The organism is Streptomyces sp. NPDC091280, from assembly GCF_044768565.1.
Lineage (GTDB): Bacteria > Actinomycetota > Actinomycetes > Streptomycetales > Streptomycetaceae > Streptomyces.
In genome coordinates this window covers 242,448-260,894 of the sequence record NZ_JBIVUZ010000008.1, presented here as the reverse complement: position 1 = coordinate 260,894, position 18,447 = coordinate 242,448, and the positions used below count along the sequence as shown (strand labels likewise).

16 protein-coding genes are annotated in these 18,447 nt (G+C 71.8%); 9 read left to right on the top strand and 7 right to left on the bottom strand.

Annotated features, from left to right (window positions below):
- Positions 1–38: 38 nt before the first annotated feature.
- Complete coding sequence (locus ACIQPR_RS24980; protein WP_403652026.1) at positions 39–701, bottom strand: TetR/AcrR family transcriptional regulator; 663 nt, start codon at positions 699–701, stop codon at positions 39–41.
- A gap of 151 nt (positions 702–852) precedes the next feature.
- Between ACIQPR_RS24980 and ACIQPR_RS24975 the strand changes: the two genes are divergently transcribed.
- A complete protein-coding gene (locus tag ACIQPR_RS24975) occupies positions 853–1,818 on the top strand; it encodes a medium chain dehydrogenase/reductase family protein (protein WP_403652023.1) in 966 nt (321 codons plus the stop codon).
- A gap of 28 nt (positions 1,819–1,846) precedes the next feature.
- Here the strand turns inward: ACIQPR_RS24975 and ACIQPR_RS24970 are convergent, their stop codons facing one another.
- Both ACIQPR_RS24970 and ACIQPR_RS24965 read right to left on the bottom strand, forming a co-directional pair.
- Positions 1,847–2,284 (bottom strand): NUDIX domain-containing protein, encoded by a 438-nt coding sequence (locus tag ACIQPR_RS24970; protein WP_403652020.1) that lies wholly within the window; start codon positions 2,282–2,284, stop codon positions 1,847–1,849.
- A gap of 11 nt (positions 2,285–2,295) precedes the next feature.
- Entirely contained in the window at positions 2,296–3,336 is a 1,041-nt protein-coding gene (locus ACIQPR_RS24965) for a LacI family DNA-binding transcriptional regulator (RefSeq protein ID WP_403652017.1), read from the bottom strand.
- 277 nt (positions 3,337–3,613) lie between these two features.
- On the opposite strand from ACIQPR_RS24965, the gene ACIQPR_RS24960 reads away from it, so the two are divergent.
- The 3 genes from ACIQPR_RS24960 (at position 3,614) to ACIQPR_RS24950 (ending at position 6,746) form a co-directional block, all read left to right on the top strand.
- A complete protein-coding gene (locus ACIQPR_RS24960; protein ID WP_403652014.1) occupies positions 3,614–4,468 on the top strand; it encodes a chitosanase in 855 nt (284 codons plus the stop codon).
- Between the two features lie 223 nt (positions 4,469–4,691).
- Positions 4,692–5,627 (top strand): SDR family oxidoreductase, encoded by a 936-nt coding sequence (locus ACIQPR_RS24955; RefSeq protein ID WP_403652012.1) that lies wholly within the window; start codon positions 4,692–4,694, stop codon positions 5,625–5,627.
- Positions 5,628–5,720: 93 nt separating this feature from the next.
- Positions 5,721–6,746, top strand: a complete 1,026-nt coding sequence (locus ACIQPR_RS24950; RefSeq protein WP_403652009.1) for a LacI family DNA-binding transcriptional regulator — start codon at positions 5,721–5,723, stop codon at positions 6,744–6,746.
- Here ACIQPR_RS24950 and ACIQPR_RS24945 read toward each other — a convergent pair.
- Positions 6,729–10,676, bottom strand: a complete 3,948-nt coding sequence (locus tag ACIQPR_RS24945; protein ID WP_403652008.1) for a glycosyl hydrolase — start codon at positions 10,674–10,676, stop codon at positions 6,729–6,731. The genes ACIQPR_RS24950 and ACIQPR_RS24945 overlap by 18 nt on opposite strands.
- A gap of 219 nt (positions 10,677–10,895) precedes the next feature.
- On the opposite strand from ACIQPR_RS24945, the gene ACIQPR_RS24940 reads away from it, so the two are divergent.
- Positions 10,896–12,185, top strand: coding sequence for an MFS transporter (locus ACIQPR_RS24940; protein ID WP_403652005.1), 1,290 nt, complete (start codon positions 10,896–10,898; stop codon positions 12,183–12,185).
- A 76-nt stretch (positions 12,186–12,261) separates the two neighbouring features.
- Complete coding sequence (locus tag ACIQPR_RS24935) at positions 12,262–13,737, top strand: arabinose isomerase (protein ID WP_403652002.1); 1,476 nt, start codon at positions 12,262–12,264, stop codon at positions 13,735–13,737.
- Positions 13,738–13,753: 16 nt separating this feature from the next.
- Here the strand turns inward: ACIQPR_RS24935 and ACIQPR_RS24930 are convergent, their stop codons facing one another.
- Entirely contained in the window at positions 13,754–14,020 is a 267-nt protein-coding gene (locus tag ACIQPR_RS24930; RefSeq protein WP_403651998.1) for a DUF6959 family protein, read from the bottom strand.
- An 89-nt stretch (positions 14,021–14,109) separates the two neighbouring features.
- Entirely contained in the window at positions 14,110–14,775 is a 666-nt protein-coding gene (locus ACIQPR_RS24925) for a DUF6629 family protein (protein ID WP_403651995.1), read from the bottom strand.
- A gap of 269 nt (positions 14,776–15,044) precedes the next feature.
- On the opposite strand from ACIQPR_RS24925, the gene ACIQPR_RS24920 reads away from it, so the two are divergent.
- Entirely contained in the window at positions 15,045–15,260 is a 216-nt protein-coding gene (locus tag ACIQPR_RS24920; RefSeq protein WP_019056094.1) for a DUF4177 domain-containing protein, read from the top strand.
- A gap of 94 nt (positions 15,261–15,354) precedes the next feature.
- Here the strand turns inward: ACIQPR_RS24920 and ACIQPR_RS24915 are convergent, their stop codons facing one another.
- Entirely contained in the window at positions 15,355–16,362 is a 1,008-nt protein-coding gene (locus ACIQPR_RS24915; RefSeq protein WP_403652679.1) for a LacI family DNA-binding transcriptional regulator, read from the bottom strand.
- Between the two features lie 175 nt (positions 16,363–16,537).
- On the opposite strand from ACIQPR_RS24915, the gene ACIQPR_RS24910 reads away from it, so the two are divergent.
- Positions 16,538–17,356, top strand: coding sequence for an ATP-binding cassette domain-containing protein (locus tag ACIQPR_RS24910; protein ID WP_403651992.1), 819 nt, complete (start codon positions 16,538–16,540; stop codon positions 17,354–17,356).
- Entirely contained in the window at positions 17,353–18,414 is a 1,062-nt protein-coding gene (locus ACIQPR_RS24905) for an ABC transporter permease (protein ID WP_403651989.1), read from the top strand. The genes ACIQPR_RS24910 and ACIQPR_RS24905 overlap by 4 nt, the downstream gene beginning before the upstream one ends.
- Positions 18,415–18,447 lie beyond the last annotated feature (33 nt).

Below are 18,447 nucleotides of genomic sequence, written 5' to 3'. Positions count from 1 at the left end.
CGCCACACCGTCGGGACCGCTGGAGCAAGCCGGTCGGATCAGCGCGCGGGCGGCGGCTCCACCAGAGCGGCCAGTTCGGCGGCGTAGAGCCGGGCCGGGTCGAAGCCCATTCCTGTGAAGTGGCCCGCGAGTTCGAGGGACAGGACGCCGTGGAGGCGGGTCCAGAGGGTCAGGGCCAGATGGAGGGTCTCGGGCGGGGCGGTGTGGTCGCCGGCCCAGTCGCGGTGGTCGGCGAGGTGCGTATCGAAGGGGGTCGCGGGACCGGCCGGGAGCCCCGCGGCGACGCAGGCGTCCAGCAGGGTCGCCATGATCTCGGACGCGATGCCGGTGATGTCGTCGGGCGCGTGGTAGCCGGGGACGGGTGTGCCGTAGACGAGGAAGTACCGCTGGGGGTCTTCGAGGGCCCAGGTCCGCAGGATGTGGGCCATGCCGGACAGGTCGGCGCCGGTCCCGGCGGCGGTGCGGAAGGTGTCGGCGAGGCTGCGGTACGCGTCCCGGACCAGCTCGGTGATCAGGTCGTCCCGGCTGGCGAAGTAGCGGTAGAGCGCGGGGCCGCTCATGCCCATGCGTTTGGCGATGGCGTTGAGGGAGAGCGCGGAGGCGCCCGCCGCGGCGATCTGCTCGCGCGCGTGGTCCTTGATCTCCGTGCGCACCTGGTCGCGGTAGCGCTCACGCGGGGTCCTCGTGCCTGTTTCCGCCATGACCGGCCGCCTTCCGTGCCCACAGAAATACACGCTCAAGTTTCAGTTAGAAGCTATCACGGAGACGCTTGACGACCCCTTCTAGCGTGAGTTAGAACTTATAACGAACACGAAAGCACCTAGCTCATCGCAGCGCACAGTGGAGGTCGCCATGAACAACACCACCGACGCACTCGTCGAGGTCGTCCTGCCGGGCAAGGTCGAGCCGGAGGGCCTGGAGGTCCGGCACGGCGCCGTCCCCGTCGCGGGCCCCGGCCAGGTCGTGATCCGCATGGAGGCGACCGGGGTCTCCTTCGCCGAACAGCAGATGCGCCGCGGCCGGTACTACGACCAGCCCGCGTTCCCCTTCGTCCCCGGCTACGACCTGGTCGGTACGGTCCAGAGCACCGGCACCGGCGTGGCGCCGAACCTGGTCGGCACCCGGGTGGCCGCGCTGGTGAAGGTCGGCGGCTGGGCCAGCCATGTGCGCGTCGACGCGGCCGACGTGGTGCCAGTGCCGGCCGGGGTCGGTTCAGCCGAGGCCGAGACCGTGGTGGTCAACGGGATCACCGCCTGGCAGATGCTGCACCGCAGGGCCCGGGTCCGCGCGGGCCACACGATCCTGGTGCACGGCGCCAACGGCGGAGTCGGCACGGTCCTGGTCCAGCTCGCCCACGCGGCCGGTGCGCGCGTGATCGGCACGGCGTCCCCGCGCCACCACGACGCGCTGCGCGCCCAGGGCGTCGAACCGATCGACTACCGCACCCCGGACCTCGCCGCACGGGTCCGCGAACTCGCCCCGGGCGGCACCCTCGTCTCCTACGGCAGCGCCTCCACCCGCGACGACGAGGGCTCCAAGCAGCTGCCCGTGCTGAAGATCCTCGGCCGCGTCTGGACGTGGAACGCGCTGCCCAACGGCCGCCACGCCTACTTCTTCAACGTCTGGGCCGGGCGCGCCCTGAACAAGAACCAGTTCCGCGCCCGGCTGCGCACCGACCTCGCGCAGGTCTTCGCGGCCGTCGAGCGCGGCGAGGTCACCCCGCGGATCGCGGCCCGGCTGCCGCTGGCCCGCGTCTCCGAGGCCCTGCGCCTCGCCGAGTCCGGCACGGTCGCCGGCAAGGTCGTACTGACACCGTGACCCGGCCGCCCACGACGGTGACCGTCCCTCAGGCGGCGCCCCACGCGTCGACATGCCGGAGCACATGCTCGGCGAGCGCAGGCGGCTGGAGGTTCAGGGCTGCCACGGCGGGGCGGCTCAGCGGCACCCGGACCGGCGCGAAGTCGCCCGTGTCGGGGTCGCCGAGCTCGGGACCGTGCCGACGGGACAGGTCCATGTCGAGCAGATCGGCGAGGAAGTAGTGCTCCACGACCGTGGTCGTCGCGCCCGGTTCGGTCAGGGTCAGGAACTCGGTCGCGGGACCGATCGTGCCACCGATCTCCTCCATCGCCTCGCGGCGCAGCGCCGCTTCGAGGTCCGCGTCGCCGGGCTCGACGCTTCCGCCGACGGTCGTGCAGTAGGAGTCGCCGCCGGGCCAGCCCCGCTTGAGGAACACCAGATGGTCGTGGTCGAGCAGCACGGCCCGCGCTTTGTGCCGAATCCTCATGGCAGGTCAGCCTAGCGAGGCGGGGCCGCCGACGAGGCGCGGACGACGAGTTCGACCGGTGGGTCGGTGACCGGCAGCGGGGGTGCCTGCGGGTTCTCGATGGCGTGGACGAGGAGGCGCAGGCCGGTTCGCGCCATGGCGTCGAACGGCTGCCTCACGGTCGTCAGCGGCGGAGTCACGTAGGCGGCGACCGGGGTGTCGTCGAAGCCGACCACGCTGACGTCCTCCGGGACCCTGCGGCCGGCCTGTGTCAGTGCGCGGATCAGGCCGATCGCCATGTCGTCGTTGGCGGCGAACACCGCCGTGACAGCGGGGTCCTCGGCGAGTGCGCGACCGGCCGTGTGACCGGAGGCCGCCGACCAGTCGCCCTGAACGACCGGCGGTTCCGGCCGGCCGTGCGCGGCGAGCGCCGCCCGCCAGCCTTCGAGACGGTCCCGGGCCGAGTACCAACGCTGAGGTCCGGCCAGGTGGTGAACCGTGGTGTGGCCCAGCTCCAGCAGGTGTTCGGTCGCGGCCCGCGCCAGCCGCCCGGAGACGATGCCGGCCGTCACCACCTGGGGCGCGTCGAAGGGTGGTGGCGCGCCGAGGACGAGCACCGGCACGGCGACCCGCGCGGACAGGCCCTCGCCGTCCTCCTCGTCGATCGGCTCGGAGATGACGATGCCGTCCACGCCCTGGTCGAGGAGCGAGTCCACGGCACCGGCGATGCCCGCCGACTCGCCCTCCATCGTGTTGACCACGCGCAGCGCGTAGCCGGTGTCGCGGACGGCTCGTTCGATGCCCATGAGCAGCGAGGCGGGGCCGTACAGGGCGGTACCGAGCGTCACGACGCCGATGGACCGGGTGCGTCCGGAGGCCAGGGCGCGGGCCGCGTTGTTCGAGCGGTAGCCGAGTTCCTCGGCCGCCGCCAGGACCCGGCGGCGTACGTCCGCGGAGACGTACGGCTCGTGGTTCATCACCCGGGACACCGTCTTCTGCGACACGCCCGCCAGCCGCGCCACGTCCACACTGCGCGGTGCGGCTCCCGCGCCGCGTCCTGTCCCTGGTGCCATCGTGTCTCCCGGTCTTCGGCAGCGGCATCCTAGCTCCCGCCCGTCCCTCGCAGACCGCGCGCTCCGGCTCGGTGGAGGGCGCGCGGCCCGAGCGCCCGTGACGACAAGGGCGGACAAACCGTCGAGCATCACCATCGGACAGACACACGACTCTCGTTCATATCTACGAACTTGACTCCCGGCGGGTGCCGTCCGCGCCGAACCTCTGATAGTTAACTTTCCTATCAGTTCGACCGTACGACCAACTCCCCACCCCCCACCACCCTTTGGAGTCCCCGTGGTCCAACCGTTCCGTGCCGCAGCGACCCCCGAACCGGCGACCCCCTCGCGCCGGACGCTTCTCGCGCTCCTGGGCGTCTCGCTCACGGCGGCACCGCTGCTGCGCACCGCGCAGGCCTCGGCAGCCCCCGCGGCGGCCCGGGCGATCGGCCTCGACGACCCGGCGAAGAAGGAGATCGCCATGAAGCTGGTGTCGAGCGCGGAGAACTCCTCCCTCGACTGGAAGGCCCAGTACAAGTACATCGAGGACATAGGCGACGGCCGCGGCTACACCGCCGGGATCATCGGCTTCTGCTCGGGCACCGGCGACATGCTCGACCTCGTCCAGCTCTACACGAACCGCAAGCCCGGCAACGTCCTCGCCAAGTACCTGCCCGCGCTGCGCAGGGTCAACGGCACGGACTCGCACTCCGGCCTCGACCCGAACTTCCCCAAGGACTGGCGCACCGCGGCGCAGGACACGGTGTTCCAGCAGGCGCAGAACGACGAGCGCGACCGCGTGTACTTCAACCCGGCCGTCAGCCAGGGCAAGACCGACGGCCTGCGCGTCCTGGGCCAGTTCACGTACTACGACGCCATCGTCATGCACGGCGACGGCGACGACCCGACCAGCTTCCGCAACATCCGTGCCCGCGCGCTGCGTTCGGCCAAGCCGCCGGCCCAGGGCGGCAACGAGACCACGTATCTCAACGCCTTCCTCGACGCACGCGTGTGGGCCATGAAGCAGGAGGAGGCGCACAGCGACACCACCCGCGTCGACACCGAGCAGCGCGTCTTCCTGCGCAACGGCAACTTCGACCTCAACACTCCCCTGTCCTGGAAGGTCTACGGCGACAGCTACCACATCAGCTGACCCGCCAACCACGCGGCGCCGGGCCCGAGTTCACGGGTCCGGCGCCGCGCTGGTGCGACACCCGGCCCGCTCGCACCGCGCCCCACCGGACGTCATGCCTGCCGCGTATCGCCTTATGCCGTACGGGCCTTGGACACCCGCGCGCCGCTGTTCCTAACGTGGTCCGTGAACCCGCCGCGCTTGGTCGGTGGGTCGACACGGACCGACCTGGGGGATCTCCACTGTGCGAGTCTTCGTTGCGGGCGCGACCGGTTACATCGGATCCGCCGTCGTCCGCGAACTCCTCGGAGCGGGGCACCAGGTCGTCGGCCTCGCCCGCTCGGACCCGGCCGCCGAGGCGTTGACGCGAGCCGGAGTCGCCGTGCACCGGGGCGACCTCATGGACACCGACAGTCTGCGGGCCGGAGCCGCGGCGGCGGACGGTGTCGTCTACGCGGCGAACCAGCACATCTCCGAGACCACCGATCCGGCCGCCCGCGCGAAGGCCGAGCTGAACGCGGTGGAGGCGATCGGTTCCCAACTGGCGGGCACGGAGCGGCCGTTCGTCGTCACCTCGGGGATCCTCGGCCGCACCCCGGGGCAGCTGCTCACCGAGGAGACCCCCGTCGTCCCGACCGCCCTCACGGCCCCGCGCCTCCAGGTCGAACTGTCCGCCATCGCCCTGGCCGGCCAAGGGGTGCGCTCGTCCTCCGTACGGCTGGCCCCGACCGTGCACGGCCCGGGTGACGCCCGCGGTTTCGTCACGGCTCTCATCGACCGCGCCCGCACGACGGGGGTGTCCGCGTTCGTCGCGGACGGCGCGAACCGGTGGCCCTCGGTGCATCGACGGGACGCCGCGAGCCTGTACCGACTGGCCCTGGAATCCGCCCCGGCGGGCGCCCGCCTCCACGCGGTCGCCGAGGAGGGGGTGCCGTTCCGCGAGGTCGCGCGGGCCATCGGCCGCCGGTTGCGGGTCCCGGCCGTCAGTCTGACCCCCGATGAGGCCGGCCGGCATTTCGCCGGTTTCCTCGCCGCGTTCGTCGCGCTCGACAACCCGGCGTCGAGCGCGCTCACCCGGCGTCGCACCGGATGGAACCCGACGCACCCCGCGCTGATCCCGGACATCGAAGAGGGCCACTACTTCGGGGAGTTGAGCCAGGAGTCCGGCGCGGGACGGTGAACCGCGCAAAACGTTCCAACACCCACCGAGGTACACTGACGCCGCCCATGAGGACCACGTCGTGCCTGGTCGCGCGGCTGTCAGAGCGAGGGGGTGGACGTCATGCAGGTTCGCCCCGCCCGTATCCAGGATGTCGCGGCCGCCGCGGGAGTGTCCGTGTCCACCGTGTCGAACGTCCTGAACCGGCCGGAGCGGGTCAACGCCCGCACCGCCGAGCGGGTCCGTGACGCGGTCGCCGCCCTCGACTACGTACCGCACCCGGGAGCGGCCGGGCTGCGCACCGGGCACTCGTCCTCGATCGGGCTGGTACTGCCCGACGTGGCCAACTCCTTCTACTCGCGCATCGCGCGGGGCGCAGCCGAAGCGGCCTACGACCACGGCTACTCGCTCGTGCTCTGCGACAGCGGAGACGATCCCGAGCGCGAGCAGGGCTACTTCACAATGCTGATCGAGCAACGGGCCGTCGGGGCGGTGGTGGTGCCGCTCGGCGCCGATCCCACCCGCCTCACCCGGCTGCGGGAACGCGGCATCCCACTGGTGCTCGCGGACCGCGCGCTGCCGGCCCAGGACGGCTGTTCCGTCTCCGTCGACGACATCGCCGGCGGCCGGATCGCCGTGCGCCACCTGCTGGACAGCGGGGCGCGCGACATCCTCGTGGTGAACGGCGAGCGCGGGATCGTGCAGTGCGCGGACCGCCACCAGGGCGCCCGCCAGGCCGTCCGCACCCGGCGCGAGGCGCGGCTGCGCCAACTCGTCGCCGAGGAGATGACGGTGGCGTACGGCCTGCGGATCGCCCGCGACCTGGACGAACTGCCCGACGGTGTCTTCTGCACCAACGACTTCCTCGCCGCGGGCCTGTGCCGAGGGCTGGGCGAGCGCGGGGTGCGCATACCCGAGGAGGTCCAGGTGGTCGGTTACGGCGACCTGGACCTCGCGAGCTTCGTGGGCACGACCCTGACGACGGTACGGCAGCCGGTCGAGGAACTCGGCCGCGCAGCCGTGGGGATGCTGCTCGACGAGGTCGAGGCCCGCGCCGAACACGCCCACGAGACAAGGGTGTTCGCCCCCGACCTCGTCCTGCGCGACTCCACGCGCCCGCCGTCAGGCGGGAGTTCGTAGGGTCACGGGCCCCAGCAGCCCGGACGGCAGCTGGGACGGGAAGGCCCAGGCCGTGGGGGTCGCCTCCGCCAGGTAGGGCGCGAGGGTGTTGTTGACCGTGACGTCCAACCGGACCGTCCGTCCCGCCGCGCCCGGGAGCCGGAAGCGGTACGGGGGACAGAACCCCTCGCCGACGCGCTCCCCGTCGACGGCGACCGAGACGCTGCCGCGCACCTGCCCGAGGTCCAGCACCGGGTCCGCCCCGGCCGGAACCTCCACCTCCCGCGAGTAGGTCACCCCACCGCTCCAGCCGCCCAGCCCCAGCAACCGCCAGTCCCCCAGCGGCAGTCGCGCCGGTCCGGTGTGCACGAGCACCGGACCGCGCCAGGCGGAACCGCCCCGCAGGACGGCCGTGGGCTCGGTGACGACCTCCAACTCCGTCGCTTCGGGCAGTGGTTGATCCAGCGTCAGCACCGGTCCGTCGAGAGACCGCTCGTCACCGCCGACCCGCACCCGCGCCGCCGACTCCAGCGGCAGCTCCAGCGCCACGGTGCCCGGCGGCACGGTGAAGCGGAAGCGCTGCGCACGGGGGCGGACGGAGTCGGTGGACCGCAGGGGCAGTACGGCGGCGCCGAGCACCGGCGCTCCGGTCAGCCACTCGGTCCCCGGCAGCGGGTGCGGTCGTACGGCCGCGTAGCAGTGCTGCAACTCGCCCCACCGGCCGTCGTGTTCGACGGTCCTGCCGTGCCACTCCCCTGTCTCGGCCTCCCAACCGGAGCCGCTCGTCAGGGAGTTGACGGTCGGCCCGGTGCGGGCCACGCAGTCAAGGAACACCGCCTCGCGCGGACGGCCGGCGTCGGCAACCACCTCCAGCACGTGTTCGCCTTCCTCCAGGGCGAGTTGGTGGCGGAAGAACATCGGTACGGCACCCCAGTCGGACTCGTAGTACTCCGCCTTCTCCTGGCGGGCGACGACCGTCCCGTCGAGCAGCACGGTGACGCCCACCGCGGCACCGACCACGAGGACCGCCTCGCCGGAGGCACTCAGGCGGCCCCGGTAGGTGACGCCACCGTGCGGTCGTGCGTCGTCGGGCAGGCACATGAACTGGGGACGGGCGGTGAATCCGCCCGGTCGGGTCAGGCAGAAGTAGCTGCCCAGGGGGGTGTCCGCCGTGCCGGAGATCAGCAGCGGCCTGTCCTGGGCCTCGGCCAGTTCGTATTCGAGGACGTTGCGGGACCGTGCGACCGTCACGCGTGAAGTGGTGAGGTATCCGGGAGCGGTGTCGCACAACTCGCCGTTCCACCACACCCGTTTGACGGCCACCGCGCCCACGTGCAGCTCGGCCGGTCCCCGGTGGTCCGTCTCGACGATCGCTCGAACCCTCGCGACCAAGCCCGGCCCCGGCACGGGGACACGCACGAACTCCTCCGGCACCAGCCCCTTGTTGCCGAGCAGACCGTGCGGCTCCGGGATGCCACGGCTCGACGAGTACAGCGCGACCTGCCAGTTCTCGTCCGAGGGGGTGAGAGGGCGGATGTCGGCGAGGACCTGCGCGACGCCAATTCCGTCGAGTGGTTCGGGGGCGCGGGCGGCGGGTGTCGGAGGCAGCACGCGCACCCGGTTGCCGTAAGTCGCCCTGGCGGGTTGCCAGTTCGCGTCGGGACCGTCCGTCTCGGTCCAGTGGGTGGTCCAGATCTGCGGTGCGGCGACGGACGAACCGGCCGGGAGCGCCAGGTCGCCCCAGGTGTTGTCCAGGGTGGGGACCAAGCGGTACATCCACCCGTCCGAGATGTCGGCCGTCCGCTCCGGTCCCGGTGGTGGTGCGGTCGTCCGGGGTGTCGGCGGGGTGCCTTCGCGCCATACGACGAGGGCGGCCGGGGCGCCTTCCAGTGGTACCGCGATGGTCGAGCGGCCGTCGCGGATCGTGACGTCCGCCCGCTGCCGGGTGCCGGTCGCCGGGTTCCAGATCTCTGCCTCGGCCACTTCCGCGCGCACGGTGACGGTCGAGCGGCGGGCGTAACGGGCTGGGTCCGCCACATGGTCGGCGTCTCCCGGCAGCGTGCGCGCATCGGGGAAGGCGCCCGTCACCAGGGCCGCCGCGTCGACTCCCTTTCTCCTGACGAGCAGTGGCACCTCACCGGTGGCGTGTCCGGCGTGGTCCGCGATCATCTCCGCCGCGCCCTCGGCGTCGCCCGCCCGCTCCAGTCGCGGGTGCTTCAGGAGCGCCGCCACGACGGAGTCGTCACCGGCCAGCCCGGCGGCCGAGGCAGGCACCCGGCCCACGACCACCACCCGGCCGCCCGCGTCGAGGAGTTGGGTCAGCCGGCGTGCCGTCTCCTCCTCCAGCACGCTCGCCGAGGGCAGCAGTACGGCCCGGTACGCCAGGTCCCCGACGTGCAGGGCGCCTTCGACGGCCGCGGCGCGCTGCACGGAGGCATCGTCGACGATGTCGAAGGAGATGCCGCGGCTGACCAGTGAACCGACGCGCGGGCTCAGCCAGTTGTTCGTGCCGCACAGGCCGAGGTAGTGCTCCTGGGTCTCGTCGACGTCGGCGTGGTCCTCGCCGAGGCGGCCGTCGCCGAAGTGGTGCACAGGCGCGTCGAGAGGGAGGAGGGCCTGCATGGTGGCGGTGGGGTGCAGGACGGCTACCTCGGCGCTGTAGGTGCCCCAGGACATGATCGAGCAGATCCGGGCGACGGCCCGGGAGAACGCCGGGTACTGCCGCCAGTAGGGCTGGCGCCAGTCGGTGGACGGCGGCGCCCACTCGAACCAGCCGCCCGCGGTGCCGAAGTAACTGGCGTGCGGGTTGTAGAGGTTGGCGCCGCTGCGCAGGAACGGCAGCAGCCAGTCGTAGGTGTCGGCGAGGGTGCCGCCCCAGCCGGAGGAATGGAACGCCTCGATCCAGACGCGTTCGTGGCCGTAGAGGTGGGCCATGGAGGAGTGCACCTTGGCGTCGCCGTGGTGGTCGCTGCCGACCGCGCCGTACCAGCGGTGGGTGCGGAAGTAGTCGGTGTAGAGCTGTGTCGACTGGGCCGGGAAACCGGCTCGCGCGGGGTTGCTCTGGTCGGCGCCGACGAGCATGCCGCGCTCCTCGTGCCAGGCGGCGAGGGGCTTGAAGAGGGCCTCTTCGGTGAGTTCGGCGCGGACCGCGTAGTAGTCGGCGCGGATCTTCGCCGCGCGGGCGTCCGCCGGGTCGAACAGCGAGGGCAGGTGGTCGAGGAGGTCGTAGCCGCGGCGGGCGCGGAACTCCTCGGGGAAACGGGGGGTCCAGGAGTTCGTGGCGGGCAGTTCGTCCTGGAAGCTGCCTGCGACGACGTTGCCCAGGTACTCGGGGACGCGGCGGTCGTACTCGTGGTGGACGGCGTCCAGCAGCAGTCCCACGGCGTGCGGCGAAAGGTAGTCGAAGGCCGTGGGGACGGCGAGAACGAGCCGGACGTCCGTACCGTGCGCGGCCTCGATCCGGAAGGCGCCGGCGGAGGGATGCGCCGGTAGCCGACGGCCCGTCAAGTCGTAGGCGGCTACGAGGGTTTCGGCGCCGTGCGCGGGAACGGTGCCGTCCGTGACCGTGGCCGTGCGGGAGCGCAGAGCGCGGCCGGTGGCGGCCAAGTGCCTGCGGGTGACGGCGCCTTGGACGTTGGCGCCGGAGAAGCCGAGCTGGTCGTAGAACCACAGGCGGGTACCGATGTCCCGGGCGATCCGGCAGGTGTCGGTGAAGCGGTCCCACCACTCCTCACTGAACCACGGCGGGTCGTCGGTGGGGGCGCCGAAACTCGGGCCTGCCGGGGCCAGGTTGATGACCACGAGGTTGTGGATGCCGCCGTCCGCGAACCGGCGGAGCTGCCAGTCGATCCGCTCGCGGGTGACCTTGGCGCCCGACCACCACCACAGCGGGGTGGGGCCGAAGTCCCGGGGCGGGGCGTCGAAGAGCTGCTGGAGTTCGGGAGAGATCACGTCGGCGGTCCTTCCGGGTGCGGTTCGGTCACCCATACGGATCAAAAACGTTTTTGGTCCGTCCGGTCGTCTGCCACCTGCGATGTTCGCACCGCCACCGGAAGCCGGGAAGAAGGCTGACGCTTCTTCACGTCGAATGGCGCAAGGGGGGTTGTTGGAACGTTTTCCTAACCCTATATTCACTGCGACCCCGGCCCCGGAGCCGCGAGGAGCCGCACCATGAGCCGATTCCTGCCCGCTGCCCAGGCCCGCCCGGAGCAGCCCATCCCGAAGCACCTGTGGAAGGTCGCGGCCCTCTCGGGCATGGCCTCCTACCTGGACGCCGCGCTCATCGTCAGCATCGCCGTCAACCTGGCCATCTACCGCGACAGTTACCACATGGGCGTGTGGATGGCCGGGGCGATCAGCGCGATCGTCACCGGCTGCATCGCGGTCGGCTCGCTGGTCGGTGGCCGGCTCGCCGACCTGTTCGGGCGCCGCCGCGTCTACAACCTGGACATCCTCTGCTACGCGGTGGGCGCGATCGTGATCACGCTGGCGCCCAACGACATCGTGCTCTTCGTCGGCGTGCTCGTCGCGGGGCTGGCGGCCGGTGCCGATCTGCCGACCTCGCTGGCCGTGGTCTCGGACGCCGCGCCCGCCGACGGCCGGGCCCGCCTGGTGTCCTTCACGCAGGTCATGTGGGTGCTGGGCATAGTCGTCGTGATCTTCCTCGGCTATCTGCTGTCCGACACGGGCCTGACCGGGGCCCGGTTCATCACCGGCCACCTGGTCGTCGCCGCGCTGGTCACCTGGCAGCTCCGCGCCCGCCTGGAACTGGCCGACGCGCCGGCCGAGGAAGCGGTGCCGAGCGAGGCCGTGCCGCGCGGTGTCGAGCTGCGGAACATCTGCAACCGCGCCACGCTGGTGCCGATGGTCGCGACCTTCGCCTACTACGTCACCTGGGGCATCGGCGCCAACACCTTCGGCCAGTTCGGCACGTATCTGCTGGTGACGGTGAGCGGTGCCTCGCAGAGTCTGGCCACCGGGATCAACCTGGCGTTCCTGCCCATCGCGCTGGTGCTGACCTTCGTCTTCGTCCGGCTCGCCGACACCCCCTGGCGCGACCGGCTGTTCTACGTGTTCACGGTCGTGCAGGTCCTCGCCTTCTGCATCGCCTCCCTCACGGCGGGCGCCCTCGTCGGCATGCTGGTCTTCTTCGTGCTGTACCAGATCTCCAACCCCTTTGCCGGGGAGGCCAGTTACAAGGTGTGGTCGCAGCTGACGCTGCCCCCGGACACCCGAGGCACCACCCAGGGCCTCACCTACGCCCTCTCACGCGGGGTCTTCGCGGGCGTCGCGTTCGTCACGCCCGCCCTGATGGACTACAGCGCCTCTGTCCTGCTCTGGTCGATCACCCTCTGCATGGCGGCGTCGGGCGTGGCCGGTGTCTACGTCATCCACACACTCGTCCGGCGTTCTCCGGACACCGCCACGGCCCCGGCGAGTCTGGGCGTGGCCCGGACCTGAGACGGGTCAGGGACGGCCCGGACCGCGATAGCGGGTCCCAGATCTCGCACCCGGCCCCCGGAAGGAACACCGCACCATGGCGACGACCGAACCCACCACCGCGACCACCGCCGCCGAACGCACCGCCGCCCTGCGGGAGTTGCTTCCACCGGTGACCCGCCGCCGGACCCGGATCGGGCTGGTGGCGGGCGGACTCGGCACCTACTGGCCGCAGTTCCCCGATCTCCTCCCGCAGTTGCGGGAGTCGTCGGCCTATGTGGCCGACCGGCTGCGGCGGTCGGACGCGGAGGTGACGGACGTCGGCTTCATCTCCGACGCCACGGAGGGGGCCGTGGCCGCCGAGCAACTACGGCGTGCGGACTGCGACTTGATCGTGCTGTTCCTGACGACGTACCTGACCTCGTCGATGGTGCTGCCGATCGCCCAGCGCTCGCACACCCCCGTCCTGGTCATCGACCTCCAGCCGTCCGAACGGATGGACCACGCCTCCTTCGACACCGGCGCCTGGCTCGCCTACTGCGGGCAGTGCCCGGTGCCCGAGGTCGGCAATGTCTTCCGGCGGGCCGGCATCCCCTTCCGGTCGGTGTCGGGCTGGCTGCGCCAGGAGTCGGCCTGGCGGCGCATCGAGCAGTGGGTCCGGGCGGCACGGGTCCGGGCCTCACTCCGGCACGCCCGGCACGGTCTGATGGGGCATCTGTATCCCGGCATGCTCGACGTGTCGACCGATCTGACACTGCTCCCGGCGACGTTCGGCTCGCATGTCGAGGTGCTGGAGTTCGACGATCTGCGGCAGCGCGTCGAGCGGGTGAGCGGCGCCGAGACCCGCGAGCGCACGGCCCTGGCCCGGCGGATCTTCACCGTGGACGACAGCGTGGTCGACGAGGATCTCGCCTGGGGGGCGACCGTGTCGGTCGCGCTCGACCGGCTCGTCGAGGACTTCGGCCTCGACACCCTCGCCTACTACCACCGAGGGCTCGACGGCGAACTGCACGAACGGCTCGGCGCCGGCATGATCCTGGGCGCCTCCCTGCTCACCGCCCGGGGCGTGCCGGCCGCCGGCGAGTACGAACTCCGCACCAGCCTGGCCCAGTTGGCGACGCAGAGCATCGGCGCCGGGGGTTCCTTCACCGAGATCCAGGCCCTCGACTTCGAGGACGGGGTGGTCGAGATGGGGCACGACGGGCCCGCGCATCTCGCGGTCTGCGCCCGTGACCCGCTGCTGCGCGGCCTGGGCGTCTACCACGGCAAGCGCGGCTGGGGCGTGAGCGTGGAGTTCGACGTCCGGCACGGTCCCGTGACCCTGCTCGGCGTGGGCCAGGACGCCGACGGCAGCCTGTCGTTCATCACCTCCGAGGGCAGGGTCGTACCCGGACCGCTGCTCGCGATCGGCAACACCACCAGCCGGGTCGACTTCGGCCGTGATCCCGGCGAGTGGGTCGACGCGTGGAGCGCCACGGGCGTCGGCCACCACTGGTCCCTCGCTCTCGGCCACCACTCCGCCGACTTCCGCGCCGCCGCGAGCCTGCTGGGCATCGAGCACCGGGAGGTGTGAACGCGGTCGGGGCGGATCAGTAGGGCCGCTGGATGCTGTGGTTCGCCAAGGCCACGGAGTAGCGGTTCAGCAGCGCGTCGAGGCCCGCCAGCAGCAGCGCCGCGGACTCCTCCGCCTCGGCGAGGTCGCCCCGCTCGCAGGCCTCCACCACCTCGGCCACATCCCTGCGGAGGATGTGCAGGGAGTCGCCCTGGATCAGCACACCGGGGAACCGGCGACCGGGCAGACGGACCACGGCGTCGTTCCCGCCGTCAGTGAACACCTCTACGTCAACGCGTTCCATGGCGCCATCCAACCCGACGGCACCGCCCGACATCAACGAACTTGTCCGTACGGCGACTTGGGCTGTGCCCGCCCTGTGCGCCGCCCCTGTCACGAATGTGCGGACCGGGTGCCCGGCACACCGGCGTTCGGGCGCTTCCCGGGCCGCCCGTCCCGGCCGCGCACCCAGAAGAACAGGACCACCGAGGACACGGCGGCCACCGCGCACCAGGTGGAGACGAACTCCAGCTTCCACAGCATCCAGCAGACGAACGCGCCGACCGCGACCAGGATCCCCAGCACCAGCAGCCCGCGGTCACCGGACAGCAGCAGCGAGCCGACCGTCGCCACGAGGTAACCGGCGATGACCAGTTGGGGGTGGGCGAGATCGACGACGTAGCCGACGGTGTGGCCGCGGATCTCGGACGACATCGGATGCGCGACCAGGGCGTGGGCGAGGGCGGCGGCCGTGGCCACCCCGATCGCCACCAGCACGGCGAGCCGGGGCCGGGCGCGCGCCGGCGCGGCGCACCACACCCCCACCGGAACCCACACGGCCAGCAGCGGCAGGGCGATGACGGCCCAGGTGAGGGTGGCGGCGCCGGTGCCCCCGCCCTGGGCCCACACCAGCGACTCGACGATCTGGTGGACACCGAGCAGCACCGGCAGCGCGGCCAGCGGCAGATCGGCCGGCCGCCGGGTCCGGGCCACACAGGCCACCCCCACGGCGAGGACGCCCGCGCCCGCGACGAGATCCGCCTTCGCACTCCAGCACATCGCTCCCCCACGGGATCGGTCCGTATCCGCCTGCGCCGTCACGCTACGTCTCCACCCCGTCGCGCCCCGGGTGACACGACTGCCGCGACGTGCCGTGATGACATACCCGCAGGACCCCTTCCGACCCCCACCCCGCTCAACGCACGCACGCCTGAGCCCAGTTGACGGCCGGACCCCGAAACCAACCCCGGCCTGCGCGCGAGCGTGCCCGCGTGATTGGCTGACCCCGCCCACCGCACACCGTGCGCGCACAGGAGGACATCGCAGCCATGAGCAACGCCTACACGTTCGAGTACAAGGTCGTCAGCTTCCGGGAGTCGCTGATCGGCGACGCCCTGGACAGCGACAAGCTGGAGAAGGTCCTGAACAAGCACGCCGAGGACGGCTGGGGCCTGAAGGCCATCACCGCCGCCGACGTCAAGGGCCGGATAGGTCCTGGCGCGGTCGAGGGCCTGCTCCTCACCTTCGAGCGGCCCCGGGCGTAGCACCTGATCGGCGGGGGCGGGGCGTAGCACCTGTCCGGCGGGGGCGGGGCGCCGCGCCTGACCGGCCCCCGCACAGGCCGGGCCCCGCAATCCCTCAACACCCGCCTCCCGAAAGCACCCCACCAGGCCCCGCGATCTCCCCCGACCCCCGCGGAATCAGCTCGGTCGGCATCACCACCCGGCGCGGCGGTGACGCGTCGCCGTGGATGCGGGCGAACAGCAGATGCGCGGCGGTCGTCGCGAGGGCGACCGGGTCCTGGGCGATGACGGTGACCGGTGGGGTCAGTCGCGCGGCCAGCGCGAAGTCGTCGAAGGCGATGAAGGCGACGCCGGCGGGCAGCACCGGCAGGACGCCCAGTGCGAGGACCTCGTTGCCCGCGAGGACGGCCGTGGGCGGCTTAGGGGCGGAGAGGATCGCGGTGACGGCGCGGGCCGCGTCCGCGCCGGAACGCAGCCCGTGCCGGACGAGTGCCGGGTCGGCGTCGATGCCCGCGCTGTCCAGGGCCGACAGATAGCCGCGGTGGCGTTCGCCGAAGGTCCAGATCTCGCGCCGGTCGCCGAGGTAGCCGATCCGGCGGTGGCCGTGCGCGATCAGCTGGCCCACAGCTCGTTCCACCGCGCCGGAGTTGTCCACCACCACCGTGTCCACGTCCAGGTCCGGCGCCGCCCGGTCCACGCACACGATCTTCGTGCCGCGCGCCTGCGCCGGGCGCAGAAAGCGGTGGCCGCCCGCGGCCGGAGTGAGGATCAGACCGTCGACGCGGCGGGCGGTGAAGGCCGCGACGACCTCCCGTTCGCGGTGCGGGTCGGCGCGGCTGGAGCCGATGAGGACCACGGTGCCGCGCCGGTGCGCGATGTCCTCGGTGGCCGAGGCGACGGCCGCCATGAAGGGGTCGGCAACGTTGTCCACGATCAGTCCGATCGTCTGGCTCAGCCGGTCCGCGCGGCGCAACTGCCTGGCCACGTCGTCGCGTTGATAGCCCAGCTTGCGGACGGCCGCCGCCACCCGGGCCGCGGTGCGCGGGGCCACGCCCGCCTCGCCGTTGATCACCCGGGACACCGTCATGACGCTCACGCCCGCTTCCGCGGCCACGTCTTTCATCCTGGGACGACTGGCCACGCCGCGTCCTCCAGATCTCGTCGCGTCCGGTCGCGCGCGACCGGGCCGCCGGGTCTCCGAAGTGTGCCCGAATCCGTGTCCGTCGCGACCCTTGACGCCCACTCATGGGCCTCTCAGAATCGACGAACTGTTAACGATACCAACCAGAAAGCACAGCATGGCCTCAGCAAGGGAACCACTTCTCGCGGCACATGGTGTGGTCAAGCGTTTCGGCCATGTGCAGGCGCTCCAGGGAGCCGACTTCACGGCGTACGCCGGTGAGGTCGTCGCCCTGATCGGAGACAACGGTGCCGGCAAGTCGACGTTGGTGAACGTACTTTCCGGTGTACTCACCCCGGACGAGGGCGAGGTGCGCCTGGAAGGGGTGCCGGTCCGCTTCGCCGGGCCGATGGACGCGCAACGGCACGGAGTCGAGACCGTCTACCAGGATCTTTCGCTGGCGCCCGATCTGGACGCGGCGGCCAATCTCTACCTCGGCAGGGAACTCGTACGCGGAGGTCTCCTCGGCCGGCTCGGTGTGCTGGACCGGCCCACGATGCGGCGGGAGGCGATTGCGGCCTTCGGTGAACTGGGAGTGGAACTGAAAGATGTGACGGCTCCTGTGACAACGTTGTCGGGAGGGCAGCGGCAGTCCGTGGCCGTCGCCCGCGCGGTCGCCTTCGCCAACAAGGTCATCTTCATGGACGAGCCGACCGCCGCCCTGGGGGTCGTCCAGCGGGCCCGCGTCCTGGACACCGTGCGCAGGGTCGCGGACCGGGGCATCTGTGTCGTCCTGATCAGCCACAACATGCCCGAGGTGCTGTCGGTCGCGGACCGGGTCGAGGTGCTCCGGCTGGGCCGCCGGGTCGCCTCGTTCACGGCGGCCGACGCCACGATCGAGAAACTCGTCGGCGCCATGACCGGATCGCTGGACGAGCCCGTGCCCGACGGCGGTTCCGGCACGGCCGGCGCGACGGAAGCGGAGGACGGGCGATGAGCGCCAACAGCCAGGACATCAAGCCGGCCGCCCCGGCCCCGGATCCGCCCCGGCCCGACAGCGGACGTCTCGCGCTACCCCCGTGGCTGCGACGGGCCGCCGGCATCAGCGAGTTGTGGACGTTCGTGATCCTCGTCGCGCTGGTCGCGTTCTTCACCATCGCGGCGCCGGGGAAGTTCTTCACGCAGTACGACCTCACGCAGATCGCCGTGAACGCGGCCATCTACCTGGTGCTCGGCGTCGGCATGACGTTCGTGATCATCACCGCGGGCATCGACCTGTCGATCGGCTCGGTGCTGGTGCTGGCGGCGGTCGCGGCGGGCGAGTACAACATCCACCACGGCGGACCCGCCTCCAGTTGGGGCACGGTCGCCGTCTGTGTCCTCATCGCCCTTGCCGTGGGCGCGGGTTGGGGCGCGTTGCAGGGAGCGGTGGTGGCGACCGGGAAGGTGCCGCCGCTGATCGTGACCCTGGGCGGACTGGGCGCGGCGCTGGGCATCGCCGAACTCGCCACCGGCGGCCAGGACCCGGCCGGGGCCGCCGCCACCCATCTCCAGAACAGCCTGGGCTTCGGCAAGTTGGCCGGCATCCCCTGGATGGTGATCCTGGCCGCGGCGGTCACCGCCCTGTTCGGCGCGGTGCTCGGCGCCACGAGGTTCGGCAGTCACACGCTGGCGATCGGCTCCAACCCGACCGCCGTCCGGCGCGCGGGCATCTCGGTGGGCCGCCATCTGATCATGGTGTACGGCCTGATGGGCCTGCTGGCCGGGCTGGGCGCGGTGATGTGGCTAGCCTCGTACGGCACCACGTCCATCGCCGGGCACTCCACCGACAACCTGAAGGTGATCACCGCGGTGGTGCTGGGCGGCACCAGCCTGTTCGGCGGGCGGGGCTCGGTCCTGGGCACCGTGATCGGTGTGTTCATCCCCGCCGTGCTGACGACCGGGCTGATCGTCATCGGCGTACAGCAGTACTGGCAGGACGTCGCCGTCGGTGTGGTCCTGGTGGCGGCCGTCTACATCGACCAGATGCGCAGGCAGACCCGGGAGCGCGCGTGACCGCCTCACCGGCCTTCGCCCCACCCCTCGTAT

Bases quoted from the DNA above. Each gene is read 5' to 3' on its own strand.
- ACIQPR_RS24980 (WP_403652026.1), bottom strand. From the start codon at position 701: ATGGCGGAAACAGGCACGAGGACCCCGCGTGAGCGCTACCGCGACCAG.
- ACIQPR_RS24975 (WP_403652023.1), top strand. From the start codon at position 853: ATGAACAACACCACCGACGCACTCGTCGAGGTCGTCCTGCCGGGCAAG.
- ACIQPR_RS24970 (WP_403652020.1), bottom strand. From the start codon at position 2,284: ATGAGGATTCGGCACAAAGCGCGGGCCGTGCTGCTCGACCACGACCAT.
- ACIQPR_RS24965 (WP_403652017.1), bottom strand. From the start codon at position 3,336: ATGGCACCAGGGACAGGACGCGGCGCGGGAGCCGCACCGCGCAGTGTG.
- ACIQPR_RS24940 (WP_403652005.1), top strand. From the start codon at position 10,896: ATGAGCCGATTCCTGCCCGCTGCCCAGGCCCGCCCGGAGCAGCCCATC.
- ACIQPR_RS24935 (WP_403652002.1), top strand. From the start codon at position 12,262: ATGGCGACGACCGAACCCACCACCGCGACCACCGCCGCCGAACGCACC.
- ACIQPR_RS24930 (WP_403651998.1), bottom strand. From the start codon at position 14,020: ATGGAACGCGTTGACGTAGAGGTGTTCACTGACGGCGGGAACGACGCC.
- ACIQPR_RS24925 (WP_403651995.1), bottom strand. From the start codon at position 14,775: ATGTGCTGGAGTGCGAAGGCGGATCTCGTCGCGGGCGCGGGCGTCCTC.
- ACIQPR_RS24920 (WP_019056094.1), top strand. From the start codon at position 15,045: ATGAGCAACGCCTACACGTTCGAGTACAAGGTCGTCAGCTTCCGGGAG.
- ACIQPR_RS24915 (WP_403652679.1), bottom strand. From the start codon at position 16,362: ATGAAAGACGTGGCCGCGGAAGCGGGCGTGAGCGTCATGACGGTGTCC.
- ACIQPR_RS24910 (WP_403651992.1), top strand. From the start codon at position 16,538: ATGGCCTCAGCAAGGGAACCACTTCTCGCGGCACATGGTGTGGTCAAG.
- ACIQPR_RS24905 (WP_403651989.1), top strand. From the start codon at position 17,353: ATGAGCGCCAACAGCCAGGACATCAAGCCGGCCGCCCCGGCCCCGGAT.